Annotated in this window: 18 protein-coding genes; 5 read left to right on the top strand and 13 right to left on the bottom strand. The window is 42.6% G+C overall.

The window, feature by feature from the left end; all coding sequences use genetic code 11:
• Positions 1–8 precede the first annotated feature (8 nt).
• Together C9J41_RS12990 and pfkA are read left to right on the top strand one after the other, a co-directional pair.
• Positions 9–476 carry a Spy/CpxP family protein refolding chaperone gene (locus C9J41_RS12990; protein ID WP_105061129.1) on the top strand — a complete coding sequence of 156 codons (468 nt, stop codon included), beginning with the start codon at positions 9–11 and terminating at the stop codon, positions 474–476.
• 470 nt (positions 477–946) lie between these two features.
• Complete coding sequence (pfkA, locus tag C9J41_RS12985) at positions 947–1,909, top strand: 6-phosphofructokinase (protein WP_107207471.1); 963 nt, start codon at positions 947–949, stop codon at positions 1,907–1,909.
• Positions 1,910–2,054: 145 nt separating this feature from the next.
• Here the strand turns inward: pfkA and tpiA are convergent, their stop codons facing one another.
• The 5 genes from tpiA to glpX form a co-directional block, all read right to left on the bottom strand.
• Positions 2,055–2,825, bottom strand: coding sequence for a triose-phosphate isomerase (gene tpiA, locus C9J41_RS12980; RefSeq protein WP_105061127.1), 771 nt, complete (start codon positions 2,823–2,825; stop codon positions 2,055–2,057).
• A gap of 184 nt (positions 2,826–3,009) precedes the next feature.
• Positions 3,010–3,348, bottom strand: a complete 339-nt coding sequence (locus tag C9J41_RS12975) for a DUF3135 domain-containing protein (RefSeq protein ID WP_107207472.1) — start codon at positions 3,346–3,348, stop codon at positions 3,010–3,012.
• Between the two features lie 140 nt (positions 3,349–3,488).
• The gene (locus C9J41_RS12970) at positions 3,489–4,232 is read right to left on the bottom strand and encodes a ferredoxin--NADP reductase (RefSeq protein ID WP_107247088.1); all 744 of its coding nucleotides are present in this window, start codon (positions 4,230–4,232) and stop codon (positions 3,489–3,491) included.
• Positions 4,233–4,247: 15 nt separating this feature from the next.
• Positions 4,248–4,862, bottom strand: coding sequence for a metalloregulator ArsR/SmtB family transcription factor (locus C9J41_RS12965; RefSeq protein WP_107207474.1), 615 nt, complete (start codon positions 4,860–4,862; stop codon positions 4,248–4,250).
• 161 nt (positions 4,863–5,023) lie between these two features.
• Positions 5,024–6,031 carry a class II fructose-bisphosphatase gene (gene glpX, locus C9J41_RS12960; RefSeq protein ID WP_107207475.1) on the bottom strand — a complete coding sequence of 336 codons (1,008 nt, stop codon included), beginning with the start codon at positions 6,029–6,031 and terminating at the stop codon, positions 5,024–5,026.
• Positions 6,032–6,638: 607 nt separating this feature from the next.
• Here glpX and zapB point away from each other — a divergent pair.
• A complete protein-coding gene (gene zapB, locus C9J41_RS12955) occupies positions 6,639–6,881 on the top strand; it encodes a cell division protein ZapB (protein ID WP_107207476.1) in 243 nt (80 codons plus the stop codon).
• 100 nt (positions 6,882–6,981) lie between these two features.
• Here zapB and rraA read toward each other — a convergent pair whose 3' ends face one another.
• The 7 genes from rraA to priA all read right to left on the bottom strand — a co-directional run bounded on the left by rraA (position 6,982) and on the right by priA (position 14,985).
• Positions 6,982–7,467, bottom strand: a complete 486-nt coding sequence (gene rraA, locus C9J41_RS12950; protein ID WP_107207477.1) for a ribonuclease E activity regulator RraA — start codon at positions 7,465–7,467, stop codon at positions 6,982–6,984.
• Positions 7,468–7,587: 120 nt separating this feature from the next.
• Positions 7,588–8,496: a 1,4-dihydroxy-2-naphthoate polyprenyltransferase gene (locus C9J41_RS12945; RefSeq protein ID WP_107294674.1), complete on the bottom strand. Its 909-nt coding sequence runs from the start codon at positions 8,494–8,496 to the stop codon at positions 7,588–7,590.
• A gap of 134 nt (positions 8,497–8,630) precedes the next feature.
• Positions 8,631–9,962 carry an HslU--HslV peptidase ATPase subunit gene (gene hslU / locus C9J41_RS12940; RefSeq protein WP_107207479.1) on the bottom strand — a complete coding sequence of 444 codons (1,332 nt, stop codon included), beginning with the start codon at positions 9,960–9,962 and terminating at the stop codon, positions 8,631–8,633.
• Between the two features lie 10 nt (positions 9,963–9,972).
• Positions 9,973–10,500: an ATP-dependent protease subunit HslV gene (gene hslV / locus C9J41_RS12935; protein ID WP_005371875.1), complete on the bottom strand. Its 528-nt coding sequence runs from the start codon at positions 10,498–10,500 to the stop codon at positions 9,973–9,975.
• Between the two features lie 182 nt (positions 10,501–10,682).
• Positions 10,683–11,417 carry an SPOR domain-containing protein gene (locus C9J41_RS12930; RefSeq protein ID WP_107294673.1) on the bottom strand — a complete coding sequence of 245 codons (735 nt, stop codon included), beginning with the start codon at positions 11,415–11,417 and terminating at the stop codon, positions 10,683–10,685.
• Between the two features lie 159 nt (positions 11,418–11,576).
• A complete protein-coding gene (gene cytR / locus C9J41_RS12925; RefSeq protein WP_289844205.1) occupies positions 11,577–12,599 on the bottom strand; it encodes a DNA-binding transcriptional regulator CytR in 1,023 nt (340 codons plus the stop codon).
• A 184-nt stretch (positions 12,600–12,783) separates the two neighbouring features.
• Entirely contained in the window at positions 12,784–14,985 is a 2,202-nt protein-coding gene (gene priA / locus C9J41_RS12920; protein WP_107294672.1) for a primosomal protein N', read from the bottom strand.
• A gap of 266 nt (positions 14,986–15,251) precedes the next feature.
• On the opposite strand from priA, the gene rpmE reads away from it, so the two are divergent.
• Together rpmE and C9J41_RS12910 are read left to right on the top strand one after the other, a co-directional pair.
• Positions 15,252–15,464 (top strand): 50S ribosomal protein L31, encoded by a 213-nt coding sequence (rpmE, locus tag C9J41_RS12915; protein WP_105061118.1) that lies wholly within the window; start codon positions 15,252–15,254, stop codon positions 15,462–15,464.
• A gap of 198 nt (positions 15,465–15,662) precedes the next feature.
• Positions 15,663–16,910: a malic enzyme-like NAD(P)-binding protein gene (locus tag C9J41_RS12910; protein ID WP_107247094.1), complete on the top strand. Its 1,248-nt coding sequence runs from the start codon at positions 15,663–15,665 to the stop codon at positions 16,908–16,910.
• Positions 16,911–16,988: 78 nt separating this feature from the next.
• Here C9J41_RS12910 and metJ read toward each other — a convergent pair whose 3' ends face one another.
• Positions 16,989–17,306 carry a met regulon transcriptional regulator MetJ gene (gene metJ / locus C9J41_RS12905; RefSeq protein WP_005371859.1) on the bottom strand — a complete coding sequence of 106 codons (318 nt, stop codon included), beginning with the start codon at positions 17,304–17,306 and terminating at the stop codon, positions 16,989–16,991.
• Between the last annotated feature and the right edge of the window lie 98 nt (positions 17,307–17,404).

Raw genomic sequence — 17,404 nt, 5'->3', positions numbered from 1 at the left:
ATACAAGCATGAAAATGTTCAAAAAAACAATGATGATGGCGATTGCAGTACCAATGGTATTAGGTTCGATGTCAGTAATGGCAGCTCCGAACTCACATGGTATGAAAGGGCATCATGGTGAGCGTGGCCTGTTTAAACAGCTAGAGTTGACTGATACACAAAAAGCCGAAATGAAAACCTTACGAGAGAAAGATCGTGAAGCGATGAAAGCGGAGCGACAGGCTAATCGCACTGAAATGCAAACAGATCACAAAGCACTCGATAAATTAGTACTGGCAGATAATTTTGATGAGCAAGCGGTACGTCAATTGGTCGATCGTATGTCAGAGAAACAAGCCGAGCACCGTGTTGAGCGATTAAAACAGCGCCATCAAATGTTGAATATTTTGACCCCAGAGCAAAAAGCAAAATATGTGGAATTAAAGCAACAGCATGCCGAAAAGCGATTTATGAAACTTGAGAAAAAAACACACTGAGTGTTTGAGTAATAAAGACAAAAAAAGAAAGCCATAACTTCTGTTGTGGCTTTTTTTTGATTTTTTACTCAGGAGTTAGAGCCCTCATAAAAAAATCACCTCGATGATCGTATTTTCTCGTAGGTTTTGTTATTAATTGTCATCATAAAACGGCTATACTGCGTGATATTGAACACACCATAGGCATATGGATCATCAAGTACACGAAAAATCGGGCTGATTATGTAGCAACGTCAGCTTAAAACGAAAGAGATAAGGTTAATTTTTGTGTAAAAAGAAGCTTGATTGAATCCCGACCTTGCGTGATATGAATCAACTAAATATTTTTGCAAACTTGTAATACTCCTACGTAAGTAGAAAAGTTTCAGTTTTTACACGCACAGCACGGGTGTTGCTGTGATATCGAGCAGGGGAACCTCGGTATAATCGTGTCGGATTTGATTTTCAATTCCCAAAGTCAGAGGGTAACCATGATTAAGAAGATTGGTGTTTTGACCAGTGGTGGTGACGCACCTGGTATGAATGCAGCGGTTCGCGGCGTAGTTCGAGCAGCGTTAACTGAAGGTCTAGAAGTGTACGGTATTTATGATGGCTACCAAGGTCTTTATAACAACTGTATCGAAAAGCTAGATCGTAAAAGTGTATCTGATGTGATCAACAAAGGCGGTACATTCCTAGGCTCTGCGCGTTTTCCTGAATTCCGAGAAGTGGAAGTGCGTGAAAAAGCGATTGAGAACCTAAAACTGCACGGCATTGATGCATTAGTAGTCATTGGTGGTGACGGTTCATACATGGGCGCGAAGAAGTTAACTGAGATGGGTTACCCATGTATCGGTCTTCCTGGCACTATCGATAATGACGTTGCAGGTACTGATTACACTATCGGTTACATGACAGCAATGAATACGGTTATCGATGCAATTGACCGTTTACGTGATACATCATCTTCACACCAACGTATCTCTATTGTAGAAGTGATGGGGCGTCATTGTGGTGACTTAACCCTAATGTCTGCGATTGCTGGTGGTTGTGAGTACATCATCACACCTGAAACTGGTCTAGATAAAGAAAAATTACTAACGCATATCCGTGAAGGTATTGCTAAAGGTAAAAAGCACGCAATTATTGCTATCACAGAGCTAATGACTGATGTGAATGAACTGGCTAAGTTTATTGAAACTGAAACAGGTCGTGAAACTCGCGCAACAGTATTGGGCCACATTCAGCGTGGCGGTCAACCAACAGCGTTTGACCGTGTACTTGCTTCTCGTATGGGTGCATATGCAGTTGATCTTCTTCAAAAAGGTGAAGGTGGTCGTTGTGTAGGTATTCAGTGTGAGCAACTTGTTCACCACGATATCATCGATGCAATTGAAAATATGCGTCGCCCTGTTCGTAACGATCTTTATGAGTTAGCTGAGAAGTTATTTTAAGAGATTTATCGAGCAGTAAGAGAGAAAAAAGGTCGATTATTATCGGCCTTTTTTATTACCTTGAAATCGGTAAAGGACGGTTTTTTTGCGATAAAAACAAAAAGGCCACCCGTAGGTGACCTCTTAGGCTAATCAACAAGAATGATTAGTTTTTCGCTTCAGCTGCTGCTTTAGCAATAGCTGCAAAGCTTTCAGCATCAAGTGCTGCGCCACCAACTAGAGCACCGTCGATGTCTGGTTGTGCGAAGTATGCAGCTGCGTTTTCTGGCTTAACAGAACCGCCGTATTGGATAACAACGTTCTTAGCGACTTCTTCACTTTTCTCAGCGATGTGAGCACGGATAGCAGCGTGGATGCGTTGTGCATCGTCAGCAGTTGCTGCTTTACCTGTACCGATAGCCCAGATTGGTTCGTAAGCGATGATTGCGCCGTTCAGTGCTTCAACACCTTGAGTGTTGATAACTGCGTCAAGTTGACGCGCACATACAGCTACCGTTTCGCCAGCTTCGTTTTGTGCTTCTGACTCACCAATACAAAGAACTGGCGTTAGGCCATTTTCTTTTAGGAATGCGAATTTTTGAGCAACAAACTCATCTGATTCGTTGTGGTATTCACGACGCTCAGAGTGACCGATGATGATATGGCTAGCACCGAATTCTTTAAGCATTGCAGGAGAGATATCGCCTGTGAATGCGCCGTTGTTGTGTAGATCAACGTTTTGAGAACCAAGGATGATTTTGCTGTTTGCTTTGCTTAGTAGCTGCTCAGCTAGATCCAAGTACATTACTGGTGGAGCGATGGCTACATCAACACCTTCAACACCGTTAAGTGCTGCATCAAGACCTTTGATAAGGCCAGAGACCATTTCCTTGCTACCGTTTAGCTTCCAGTTACCCATAACCACAGGATGGCGCATAGCTTTTCTCCAAATTTAAATGATGTAATTAACTTAACTTGATGTAGTAAAAATATACCAAGAATGGTTCATTTTTACTGTCCAAAATCATTAATGAGCTCGGTTGTACCTTTTTCAAGGTAAAAAGTGAACTCATAATTTCAAAATATTTCAAAATATAGTTAATTTCTTGCAGGAAACTGCGTTAGAAAGAGTTTTTCTCTGTGTTTTCGGATTGTTTGGGATGAGATGAAATCGGCGTGATCTCAGCATTTTCTTGGTTATAGGGGTGTTGGAGGGTTTCGGCAAAGCGAACTAATTGGCGCTGTAACTCATTTCGTAACAACATGGTGGTGTGAAGTGGGTTTTTTCCACGACTAATAATCAGATCGATATGACTTTGTTGTGCTTTTAGGCGTGGTTGCATGCTGTCATGTGCTTGGTTTATTGCGTCTTCTATTAATTGTTGACGTAGTTGTTCGAATTGTTCTGGATCTTCTTTTGCCATTTTTGCCATATCATCAAAATTGGGTAGCGTATCCATCGTCAACTCCATCCGTACAACTACCTTTAGTATATGAAAAGATAACGGGTATGGCGCCTTAGAGGTGAGATTAGTAGGAGATAAAGTGACAACTTTATGCATATATCTCCTATTTGATACAACTAAGCGGGTGTTAATAACTACCAGTAATGCTCCATAGTTATCTGTCCCGGTTTTCGACGTAAATTTTTAGCAAATCCTCGCGCTTCTAGTACACTTTTAGTCTCTTTTACCATTTCAGGGTTACCACACAACATAATTTGGCTTTGCTCTGGATGTAATGTTAGCCCGACATGGCGCTCTAGTTGTCCATCTGCAAGGGCTTGAGTGATCCTTCCTGTCAGGCAAAGAGGAGACGGTTCTCGGCTGACAAAAGGCTGGACGATAAGTTGATCGCCATATTGCTGCTTTAATTGTGTGATTTCTGCTTGATAACTTAAATCTGCGGCAAAACGAACCGCATGAACTAAGACGATTTTTCTAAACCGATGCCAGACATCGCCTTGCTGCAAAATAGACAGGTAAGGACCGATAGCCGTCCCTGTTGCAAGTAGCCAAAGGTGATCGCCTTGTGGAACCTCATCAAGAGTAAAAAAGCCATTGGCGCGTGCAGAGATCAAGACTGTATCGCCTTCTTCTAGTTGGTGGAGTCGTGGTGACAATAACCCGTCTTGAACCCTTGTGGCGTAAATATCGATGGTTGGCTGCTGGGGAGGGTTAACAAAAGAATAGGCGCGTTGGACCATTTGGCCATCAATCTCTAAGCCGAGCTTGGTAAATTGCCCGGCTTTAAAAGGCTCGATGTTTGCCGCTAATGACAAACTGAATAAATTATTATTCCAGTGGCGGTTTGCAATAACTTGAGCAGGAATCCAATCAGCCATTATGGCCTCCTAATTCTATGATGTTATTCGATAAGTGCAGCGCCTTTGACCTGAAATGATATGTTCTTCACGTTCAATACGGATGTTTTCTCCAAGAAGGCGTTTAAATACCGTAAGTTCCGAGAGACATAGCGCAGGACAATGTTGTGCTGCTCGACAAATAGGGCAGTGATTTTCAACTAAGGTATAACCATCGTGCGTTGTTATAAGCTCTGCCATATACCCATCTTGTGTACGTAATTGAGCGAGGTGTTCGAGCTTTTCTTTGAGTGTTTCGCACGTTTGTAATGTTTGTTGATACTGTTCGTAAGTCTGCTGTTCGCGTTTTGCGATGACTTGCTCAAGCCCTGATGTTCCGAACAGATCTTCAACTGACTCTAACATGTGTACGGCTAAATCATGATGACGATCAGTAAAACGACGATGTCCTTGCTCTGTTAATTGCCAATGACGGGTAGGACGTCCGACTTTGACTTTGACATCGTTAAAATCAACCAGCCCTTCATCTTCTAAGCTTTGTAAGTGCTGACGAATTCCCATGGTAGTAACGGAGAACTTTTCAGCCAATACTTTTGCCGTGACAGGACCTTCATTTTTTAAGTGATAGAGGATTTTCTCGATGGTTTTCATAGCTACCTATATATTCATTTCTCTAGGTATTATGGGATCAGCTCATTAAATAAAGCAATCTCTTTACCATTCTAACGGGTTGCGTTGATTTTGCTTCTTAGGAGTGAGAGGTGGGAAAAAAAGCGTACCGAAGTACGCTTTCTTGCATGTGAATATCGTAATTAGATGATGTGCGATTTTACAATGTCATCTTTACGATCAAGGTAATGGGTCGACTTAATACGACGAATAGTACGGCATTGACCACGGATCAATAAGGTTTCCGTTGTCGCGATATTACCTTGACGATGAATGCCTTCTAGTAAGTCACCTTTGGTTATACCTGTCCCTGCAAAAATCACGTTATCGCTTTTTGCCATATCTTCAATACGCAATAATGTGTTGGTTTTAATACCCATTTCGTGGCAACGACGAATCTCAATTTCACCGAGTTCGCGGTTTTCTGCGGTATCCCCTTTGACCTCATGACGAGGAAGTAAACGCGCCTGCATGTCACCGCCTAATGCACGGATCGCGGCGGCGGAAACAACACCTTCTGGCGCACCACCGATACAGTACATCACGTCGACTTCACTATCTGGCATGCAAGTTAGAATAGACGCCGCCACATCGCCATCAGGCACGGCAAAGACACGAATACCGATTGCTTGCATTTGCTTAATCGTTTCATCGTGGCGAGGCTTGGCAAGGGTGATCACCACTAAATCTTGCAATGATTTACCCAGAGCATTAGCAATAGCCGTCAAGTTATCAACAAGTGGCTTCTCAAGATCAATCACGCCTTTTGCTGCAGGGCCAACCACCAGTTTTTCCATGTACATATCAGGCGCCTTTAGAAAGCTTCCTTTTTCACCCGCGGCTAATACAGCGAGGGCATTATTTTGTCCCATCGCTGTCATGCGTGTTCCTTCAATGGGATCGACTGCAATATCAACAGCATCGCCACCGCAACCCACCTTTTCACCGATGTAGAGCATTGGCGCTTCATCAATTTCGCCTTCACCAATTACGATCTCGCCATTGATTTCAGTTTGATTAAGTAGAATACGCATCACTTCTACCGCAGCATTATCAGCAGCATTTTTATCGCCACGACCAAGCCATTTATGGCCCGCTAGTGCCGCCCCTTCTGTAACCCGTGAGAATGCCATTGCTAAATCGCGTTTCATGATAACTCCAGATATAAAATCGATTAGATAAATAAACTGAGTCGATTTTAACATAAGGGATGGTGAAACGATTGCGCAAAATAAAGGGCTGTATTGCAATGTTCATAACCCGTATTAATCGCTGTGTATAAATTCTGGTTTTGATGACAAGCCACTATTATATCCTGCATGTGGTCATGCTAATGATTAGCGTTATTTTTGGTGACAGAATATCAATGAATGAATCGTGACAAAAAAGCAATATTGGTGGTATTGGGTCTAAACACTGTGTACAAATTAGGATATAAATAAGAAAGCGTAAGTTAGGTGACAGTTAAGCTTATTCGTTGATGTTTTTTTGACAGGGAAGAGAGCAAATAAAGCTGAGATTCGATTAAAAATGAACTTCGCGCTGTATTTGGTTGTCTCAGTGGGCGAATATTTGATCCACTTTGCAAAAATTATATCAGACTTGTGTGATTTTCATCCGTTTGCCCAAAAGCATTAGAATTGTGGATGTCAGATAGTCGCTGCCTCGTTAGAATAGAGGTGAATGTGAATTTAACTCGCGCGTAGGTGATTGGCTTAATGACTAAGCCAACATACGGGCTAAGATCAGGTAAACAATATGTCTCTAGAAATGTTAGAACAACTAGAAGCCAAAGTTCAGATGGCAATTGATACAATTTCTATTCTACAAATGGAAATTGATGAATTAAAAGAGCAAAACTCTCAACTTTCGATGGAAGCGCAAGAACTACGCTCTGGTCGTGAAAGTCTAAATGAAGAAAATGAAAAACTACGTCAAGATCATAATGCATGGCAGGAGCGCGTACGCAACCTACTAGGCAAAATGGAACACGTAGAATAATACTGATTTCAGTTTATCTGTTTCGGTTTTCGGCTTGGTATGTTGTTTTCAGGAACGACAGCATACCGGGCCGTAATTTTATTGATTGCTCGCAGTATGTCTAATCGATATCAAGAGGCTCAGGTGATAAAATAACCCCAGTATTATCAGCATAGATATGATCTTCTGGTAAGAAGGTCACCCCACCAAAATTGACTGCAACGTCAACCTCACCGATATCACGTTGATCAGCGCCCACTGGGATTGAGGCAAGCGCCTGAATACCAAGATCTAATTCATCTAGCTCATCAACATGGCGAACACAGCCATAAATAATCAGCCCTTCCCATTGATTTTCTTGCGCTAAATGAGCTAAATCGATATCAATTAATGCACGTCGTAGTGAACCACCACCGTCAATTAATAACACTCGCCCTACGCCTGATTGTTCTAAGACTTGGCGAATAACACCGTTATCTTCAAAACATTTTATGGTGGTTATTTGACCGCCAAAAGAGCTGCGTCCACCGTAAGAGCTGAACATAGGCTCAACAACATCAACGTGTTCGAGATAGATATCACACAGTTCAGAGGTATTGTATTCCATAAGTGGACTTCTTATTTAGCGAAAGAAAAGAAAGGAAATCAATAAGGCTTATAACGAGGAGATACTCATCGTAAGCCTTGTTGAAATTATAACCAGTTGATCTGTCATTGCAATTCGCAATTATGACAAGATGATCCCAAGAGCAAACAATAAATTCGTCAGTAAAGCACATTTGACCATGGTTGCCATCATTGGGCGGAGTTCTTCACCATTTTTAGAATGATAAACAGCACGACCATGTTTAAATAGTAGTGGCACACTCAATAAAAATAGCCATCCGAATAGCGATTTTGTTTCAAATAGAGAAAAAAGCGTTAAACATACAACACTGGCTGCTAATAAGAAGAGGTGGTATTTACGACCCCATTCAGGTCCCATTCGTACGACCAAAGTTTGCTTACCATAAGCTCGGTCGTTATCAATATCACGTAGGTTATTAATATTAAGAACGCCCACTGCGAGCAAACCACAGGCCGTTGCCGGTAACATTATCACTGAATCAATGTTGCCAGCTTGTAGGTAGTAAGTGCCTGCAACACCCAACCAGCCAAAAAAGATTAATACTGATAAATCACCTAAGCCACGGTAACCGTAGGGCTTATTACCCACGGTATAGGCAATAGAAGCAACAATAGCTAGCGCGCCGAGTAGTATAAAGCCAATGATGTCATGGGGATTATGACAGGCAAAAAATATCAATGATAAGCCACTGATTGCTGTCAGAATAATGTTGACAAACATGGCAGTACGCATGGCTTTCGGGGTTACTAATCCTGATTGAATCGCACGTTGAGGTCCTAAACGATCATCATTATCGGTGCCTTTGACAGCGTCACCGTAATCATTAGCAAGGTTAGAAAGAATTTGCAGCAAAAGGGCGGTTAATAAAGCGAGCGCTGTAATTAAAGCAGAAAAACTTCCATGCCATCCTGCCACTGCACTACCGCATACAATTGATGCGATGGCTAGTGGCAAGGTTTTCGGTCTTGCTGCATCTAACCAAATAGCAAGTGATGAAGATGATTTCATAATCTAGGTACTTAAATAATGAGGGAATAGCTATTATGGCGAAAATTTGGATTGGCGCAAATTTATCCCATTAATAGTTGCTAAAATGAAAAAAACGGTGCGCAAGGCACCGTTATTTCTGAAAGGCAATGTTATTACAGGATAAAGCGGCTTAAATCTTCATCTTGTACGAATTCACCAAGACGCTCGCTAACATATGCGGCATCAATCGTGAATTTCTCACCAGACTTTTCGCTTGCATCATAGGAAATTTCTTCCATTAGACGCTCCATAACGGTATGCAGACGACGAGCACCGATATTCTCAGTACGCTCATTCACTTGCCATGCCGCATCCGCTAGGCTGTCGATACCGTCAGCCGTGAATTCGATTTCAACTGATTCTGTTGCCATTAATGCTTTGTATTGCTCTGTTAGCGATGCATTTGGCTCCGTCAGAATTCGTTTAAAGTCGTGACTTGTTAGCGCTTCAAGCTCAACGCGAATAGGTAAACGACCTTGCAATTCAGGGATCAAATCTGATGGCTTAGCCACTTGGAAAGCGCCTGATGCAACAAACAGGATGTGGTCTGTTTTAACCATACCGTGTTTGGTTGATACTGTGCTGCCTTCGACTAATGGGAGTAAGTCGCGCTGCACACCTTCACGAGAAACATCAGGACCGGAAGACTCGCCACGCTTACAAATTTTATCGATTTCATCGATGAACACGATACCATTGTTTTCAACCGAATGAATGGCTTGTTCTTTAAGCTCTTCTTGGTTGACTAACTTCGCCGCTTCTTCTTCGGTTGCAGCTTTTAGCGCGTCTTTGATTTTCATCTTGCGCTTTTTAGTGGTATTGCCAGCAAGGTTTTGGAACATGCCCTGTAGCTGGTTGGTCATTTCTTCCATACCAGGAGGCGCCATGATCTCTACACCCATCTGAGGTGCTGCAATGTCCATTTCAATTTCTTTATCGTCAAGCTTGCCTTCACGTAATTTTTTACGGAAAGATTGACGAGTCGACGACTCTGCAGGGGCTTCTTCATTTTGACCCCAAGCATCACGCGCTGGTGGTAGAAGGGCATCTAAAATACGCTCTTCTGCTAATTCTTCAGCACGGAAACGGACTTTCTCAGTCGCCTGTTGATGTGTCATTTTTACTGCTACATCAGTTAGATCGCGAATGATTGTTTCGACTTCTTTACCAACATAACCCACTTCGGTGAATTTTGTTGCTTCTACTTTAATGAAAGGCGCGTTAGCTAGTTTCGCTAAGCGGCGTGCAATCTCGGTTTTACCCACCCCAGTTGGGCCGATCATTAAAATATTTTTTGGCGTTACTTCAACACGCAACTCTTCAGGAAGTTGCATACGACGCCAGCGGTTACGTAGTGCAATCGCAACTGCTCGTTTCGCTTTGTCTTGACCGATAATATGGCGATTAAGTTCATGAACGATTTCGCGAGGAGTCATTTCAGACATTACAACTTCCTTACTTAGTTTCTAATTCTTCAATGGTGTGATTGTGGTTAGTGAACACACAAATATCACCAGCAATATTCAGGGCTTTCTCTGCAATTTCTCGCGCACCTAAATCGGTATTTTCTAGCAATGCTGTGGCTGCGGCTTGGGCGAAATTACCGCCAGAGCCAATCGCAATTAAGTCGTGCTCTGGTTGCACAACGTCACCATTACCAGTGATGATGAGTGAGCCAGTTTCATCGGCAACGGCCAACAAGGCTTCAAGCTTACGCAGAGCGCGATCAGTACGCCAATCTTTGGCAAGTTCTACGGCCGATTTTAGAAGGTGGCCTTGGTGCATCTCAAGCTTACGCTCAAAACGCTCAAATAGAGTGAATGCATCAGCGGTACCGCCAGCAAAACCTGCCAGTACTTTATTGTTATATAGACGGCGAACTTTACGTGCGTTGCCTTTCATTACTGTGTTACCAAGTGATACTTGGCCGTCACCAGCAATGACGACTTTACCGTTTCGACGTACAGATACAATAGTTGTCACGGGGTTAACCTCTCTGGTTCTGCTCCGGCATAGCCGGTAACGTTAATGTGAAAAGATCTGGGGATGAAAGAAAGGCTTTTCAAGTATGAACTGTCAATTGGTCGCTATTATTACGTTTATCTAACATAAAAAAAGGACGTACATAGGTACGTCCTTCTGATTATTTGGCTAACCTTGGAGAGTTATTGCCAATGCCAAATACCACACGGTGAAACACCGCCATTTTGTAGTTTAGCTTTATCTTTTTCAGCACTGCTTTTTTGTGAGTAAGGGCCTAATACGACACGGTACCAGGTTCCTTTTGCATCACTGCTAATTTTAAGTTGGCTATTCATGCCTTGGAATGCAATTTTTGCTTTACGTTCATCGGCTTGTGATTTATTACGGTAAGCACCACACTGCAATACAAAGCGCACACTTGATGTCGCCTCGGGCTGATTTTGGGCTGGACTTGGTTTTGTGTCTACAGTAACCACAGGCTTAGCAGTTTGAGCGTTCTCTTTCGGTTTAGGTGTGTCTGTTTTTTTAGCTGCAGTTTCTGTTTCCACTGGCTGCATACGTTGGTTTTTCAAGTCGTCTGGCACGATGACTTTTTTATTTTCTAATTCTTGAATGTAACGCCATTTTTCTTCAGGTTTTGGCGGTAGAACTTCTTTATTAGCGATTTTTTTAACCTCATTAGTGGATTGAGGTTTTGCACTAATTAAAGGTTCATCTTTATGTGCTGGTTTTTCAGGAACATCAGTACCAGATAAGAAGAATAAACCAGTAATAAGTCCAAATACTAAAACAATAGCGGTGACCGCCCACTTGATTGGAAATCCACTAGAGGCGGGGGCTTTTTTTCGACTCGGACTGCTTTTTTTATTTGCCGGTTTCGGCGAGCGTCCGCGTTTTACATAATCTTTAGTAGCCACGATGATAGACAAATATGTTGAGAGAAGGAAAGAACTCTATGTTACAAAGTTGGAATGATACTGACTAGTTTTTATCACTATTAATGTGTGGGTTAAGGTCAATAGTATGTAAAAACTGTGAACTTATGATTATTTCATAAGCTCACAGTCTTTTTATGACTATCGAGATGGTGGGGCTGCACTTTCACGGATCACCAGTTTCGCATCAAGTAAGCGAGATCCTGCTTGTACTTCCTTGCCTTTAAGTAGTTCAAGTAACATCAACATTGCTTGACGACCAATCTCATAGCGTGGTTGAGAAACGGTGGTTAATGGTGGATCACAATATTCAGCAAATTGAATATCATCAAAGCCAACAATCGAAATATCTTGAGGAACACGAAGACCAAGACGTTTTGCCTGCTGCATTGCGCCAATCGCCATCACATCGGAATGACAGAACAGTGCGGTTGGTGGCTCAGGTAACGACAACAATGCGGTAACTGCGCGTGCGCCAGCAGCAAAGCTAAAATCACCCTTCACCGTATAGGCTGGGTTTAATGTAATCCCACCACGACGCAGTGCTTGTTGATAGCCCTGATTTCGGAACTGGGATAATGGCGCTTGGTCGGGGCCGGTAATTTGCGCAATACGCTTATGACCCATTTGTGTTAGATAATTAACTGCTTCAAATGCCGCGGTGAGATTATCAATATGGATGGTCGGCAACTCTAACTCGGGTGCGTACTCACAAGCCATCACTAAGGGGGGTAGGTTCTTCTGTTCTGGTTTACTGACATCAAAAGGTAAGTCTGTACCCAGTAATAACATACCATCGGCTTGTTTAGTAAAGACTAAATTAACAAATGAGTTTTCACGCTTTTTTTGTTGACCACTGTCGCCCAGCAATACAAGGTAACCGTACTCCATTGCAGCTTCTTCGATACCACGAATAATCTCTGTGAAGTAAGGATCACAAATATCAGGGACGATAGTTACGATCGTTTTTGACTCATTGCGACGTAAATTACGGGCAAGTGAGTTAGGTGAGTAGCCAGCTTCCATGACAGCCTGCTCAACTTTTTTACGAGTTGAAGCCGATACTTTTTCCGGGTTCATTAGCGCACGGGAAACCGTTGCAGTCGAAACTCCGGCTAGCTGGGCAACATCCTTCATTGTCGCCATATTGCTTTCCTCTTTTATCTAAATCTCTCTTATTGTGCGGCTGGTAGCTCGAGGTCAAAAGGACTGAGACGGAAACCAGCGAAGCAGTAAATGACTGATATTAGTCAATACTATTGATATTGTAGAGCGTATACACGGGATTAAACATGCCTCAAATAGCATAAATTACATTCACTATGTGAGTTTTGTCGCATTGTTGGTCTTAAGTTAAATCTTGCGGCTCTACATCAATCGACCAACGTACTTTTTTAGCCAGCGGCAGTAATTGAATTGCAGGCTTGGCAACACTGAGTATCTGTTGCAAGGTTTTGCGATTAGGGGTTTGTAAAATTAATTGCCAACGATAACGTCCAGCACGACGGGCAAGAGGAGCGGGGTTTGGCCCTAATACGCAGCAATCTTGATCATAAACGGGGCTGGATTCAAAAATGCCACGGATTTGCTGTAATAGTTGGCAAACAGTATCACTGTCATTCGCTTCCGCCCGTATTAAGACAAGGTGAGTATAGGGCGGTAACATAGCTTGCTGGCGTTCAACTAATGCGGTTTGTGAGAAAACGCCATAGCCTTTATGAAGCAATGATTGTAATAGTTGATGCTCTGGGTGGTGAGTTTGCAATAACACTTCGCCCGGTTTACTCGCACGTCCTGCGCGTCCTGCAACTTGAATAAACAATTGTGCTAAACGTTCGGATGCGCGGAAATCGTTACTAAACAGTGCGCTATCAACATCAATTAAGGCGACTAAAGTGACATTTGGAAAATGGTGGCCTTTTGCTAGCATTTGAGTACCAATTAAAATCTGATACTCATTATTTTTAATTGCTTCGAGATAGTTTTCTAAAGCCCCTTTACGACGCGTGCTATCGCGATCAATGCGCACTGTCTTAAATTCAGGAAATAGGGTGGCGAGTTGATTTTCTAATTGCTCAGTACCAACACCGACGGGCAATAATTGCGTCGAACCACATTGCTCACATTGCGGCATGATGGGACGCTGAGTTGCACAATGGTGACAACGCAGCTCTCCAGATTGCTGGTGTAAGGTGTAATAAGCATCACAACGATGGCATTCAGCGATCCAACCACACTCATGGCACATCATTGCAGGTGAAAAACCACGACGATTAAGAAACAGCATGACTTGATTACCCGCATTTAAATGTTTACGCATTTCAGCGATAAGTGGTGCAGATAATCCAGCATCAAGATATAGACCTTTAACATCAATCACGCCATGACGCGCCAATTGGGCGTTACCCGCACGTTTAGTTAAGGTTAAATGATGATACTTACCTGTTTTCGCATTATGTAAGGTTTCTAATGCTGGTGTCGCAGAGCCTAAAATAATCGGGATGTTTTCTTTATTGGCGCGCATAACGGCAAGATCGCGAGCATGATAACGTAAGCTATCTTGTTGTTTATAAGACGCGTCATGCTCTTCATCGACAATGATGATGCCAAGGTTTGCAAAGGGGGTGAATAATGCAGAACGCGTCCCAATGATAATCCCTGCTTGATTATCTCGACCTGCAAGCCATGCCGCCATACGCTCGCTGTCGTTTAGCCCTGAGTGAACCGTTTCTAAAGGCACATTAAAACGACGGCGAAAGCGGTTAATCGTTTGAGGGGTTAAGCCAATCTCAGGGACTAAGATGAGTGCTTGTTTACCTGCGGCAAGCACTGGCTCTAGCAGATTAAGATATACCTCTGTTTTGCCTGAGCCTGTTACCCCTTCTAAAAGATAACAGCCAAACTCAGGGTTACTATTCACGGTGGCAATTGCTAACGCTTGTTCTTCATTTAACCGTGGTTTTTCTTCAGTAACAGCAAATTTTTTCTGCCAGTTTTGGCTTTTGGGTTGTTGCTGTTGTTCAATGATCCAGCCTTTATTCGCTAACGTTTTTAAGGTCGTAGAGCTCACTTCTTCGCTCAATAGTGCATCATGACTGACAGCTCCGTTTTGTAGTAGACGCAGTATTTGGGCTTGTTTGGGCGCGCGGGTTAGGCCATTTAGCGGTTGTGATTTTCCCGCTTCTGTTAATGCCCAAAATTTCAGGGTGGTTTGTGAGGCTTCACGTCCTTTTCGCAATAATGCCGGCATTGCATTAGCCAGCGTATCGCCAAGTGGGTACTGATAATACTGACTAGCCCATTTGAGCAAATCAAATAATGGCGGCATCCACAGTGGTGCTTTATCTATGACTTTTTGAATAGCTTTTAGTTGTTCGATAGGAAACTCAGAGCTATTTGTCAGTGCGGTAACGATACCTATTAAACGTTGACGCCCGAAAGGAACCTGCACACGCCCGCCGACAATAGGTAGGTCGTTGGGTTTGATTAAATAATCAAAGGTTTTATCTAAGGGAATAGGGAGAGCGACTCGAGCGATATTCGGGATCATAATTTACTGCAGTCATTGAGCTTGTGTTGAATAATACCAGACCAAGTGATACTCGATAAGTGCTGTTAAGTCTGATAGGTGAAGAACGCGGTGTGGTACAAAGAAATTACGCGTGAAAAATCGGCATCTGTATTGATCTCCGCCGGATGATTGATTACTATACGCCGCCTGATTTGTCACATAATGTGACAAGCTATTTTTTAACGACGTGTGGTGCCCGGCTTTGGATCGGGAGAGCGACACGGCCTTTATTTTGAGGTTATCCCATGAAACAAGGTATTCATCCTGAGTACAAAGCAGTAAACGCACGTTGTTCTTGTGGCAACACTTTCGTATTTAACTCTACTATGGGTAAAGACATCAACCTTGATGTATGCGACAAGTGCCACCCATTCTACACTGGTAAACAACGTCAAGTTAGCTCTGGCGGCCGTGTTGACAAATTCAACAAGCGTTTCGGTGCGCTTACTAGCAAGTAATTACTTGCCAGATGAATTTAGAAAAAAGGGATGCGAAAGCATCCTTTTTTTTATGTCTCAATAAAATATGTGAAGAATAACTGTTAGCTATCAGCTGGGAAATTAATACTTAATGGCATATGATTTAATAACAAATACGAATTACACATAGATGTAATTTGCCATTATAAATGTCAGCGTTGAGGCTCAAATATCACTATGACCGAAGATTTTCGTCAACAAGCTCTAGATTACCATTCCCTTCCTACTCCTGGAAAAATAGCCGTTGCACTGACAAAGCCAGCAAATACGGTTGAAGATCTTGCTTTAGCGTATAGCCCAGGTGTTGCTGAGCCCGTAAGGGAAATCGCTCAAGATCCTGATAACGTTTACAAATATACCGCAAAAGGGAATATAGTTGCGGTGATCACCAATGGCACCGCTATTTTAGGTCTTGGTAATTTAGGCCCGTTAGCTTCTAAGCCTGTTATGGAAGGGAAATCATTACTTTTTAAGCGCTTTGCAGGTATTGATTCGATTGATATTGAAGTCAAACATCGCACTATTGATGAGTTCGTTGATACTGTCGCAAATATTGCCGATACTTTTGGTGGTATTAATTTAGAAGATATTAAAGCGCCAGATTGTTTTGAGATCGAACAGCGCTTAATTGAGCGTTGTAATGTTCCGGTGTTTCACGATGATCAGCATGGTACGGCGATTGTCACAGCTGCAGGTATGATCAATGCCTTAGAGCTACAAGGTAAAGAAATTAGTGAAGCGGTGATTGTTTGTTTGGGAGCGGGAGCTGCTGCTGTTGCGTGTATGGAGCTCTTGATCAAATGTGGCGCGCAACGTGAAAAAATTTACATGCTCGATCGTAAAGGCGTTATTCATACTCGCCGTGATGATATAAATGAATATAAGCAGCTATTTGCTAACAATACCGATAAGCGCACATTAGAAGATGTGATTGCGGGAGCCGATATTTTCGTTGGTGTATCAGGCCCTGATTTATTACCACCTGAAGCGCTAGCACTAATGGCTGAAAACCCTATTGTATTTGCTTGCTCTAACCCTGATCCTGAAATAAAGCCTGAATTAGCTCATCAAGTTAGAGATGATTTAATTATGGGAACGGGACGATCTGATTATCCTAACCAAGTAAATAACGTTCTATGTTTCCCGTTTATTTTCCGCGGTGCATTGGATGTGCGTGCAAGTCAAATTAATGATGAAATGAAATTAGCAGCCGTTCATGCAATTAGAGAGTTAGCGAAAGAGCCAGTACCACAAAGTGTGCTTGAGGCTGCGGGTGTATCACAGCTTGAATTTGGCCGAGAATATATTATTCCAAAACCGATGGATCCACGTTTATTACCGCGTGTCGCAAAAGCAGTTGCACAAGCAGCCATTGATTCAGGTGTCGCGCGTATTGAGATGCCAATGGGATATATGGAAGTGTAATCGCGCTATTCTATTGATGACAAAAAAATAAAAACCAGCTGTTAGGCTGGTTTTTTTGTAGACATAGTACTGCAATAATTATTCATTAATGTCTTCGTAGCTAATGCCCATTGCGTCCATTAATGCTTTTGCTTCTGCAGGTAGATCGTCTGGGCGATCTTTACGAATGTCATCATCAGTGGGAAGCGGTTGACCTGTGTAGGCATGCAGAAAGGCTTCACAAAGTAATTCACTATTTGTTGCGTGGCGAAGGTTATTCACCTGACGACGAGTACGTTCATCAGTCAGAATCTTAAGCACCTTTAATGGAATCGAAACAGTAATTTTTTTTACTTGTTCGTTTTTCTTACCGTGTTCCGCGTAAGGGCTAATATATTCGCCATTCCACTTTGCCATGTTTTACCTTCTCAGCGATATTGGGTTAATAATGGTGGTAACAGGAATCAACATTTTCTGTTAGCAACGGGGATTGTAGGGCGGCGATATTACGTGAA

Source organism: Photobacterium sp. GB-50 (assembly GCF_003026755.1).
Taxonomy (GTDB): domain Bacteria; phylum Pseudomonadota; class Gammaproteobacteria; order Enterobacterales; family Vibrionaceae; genus Photobacterium.
The sequence above is the reverse complement of the archived record's forward strand: the minus strand, read 5'-3'. Positions and strand labels throughout refer to the sequence as shown.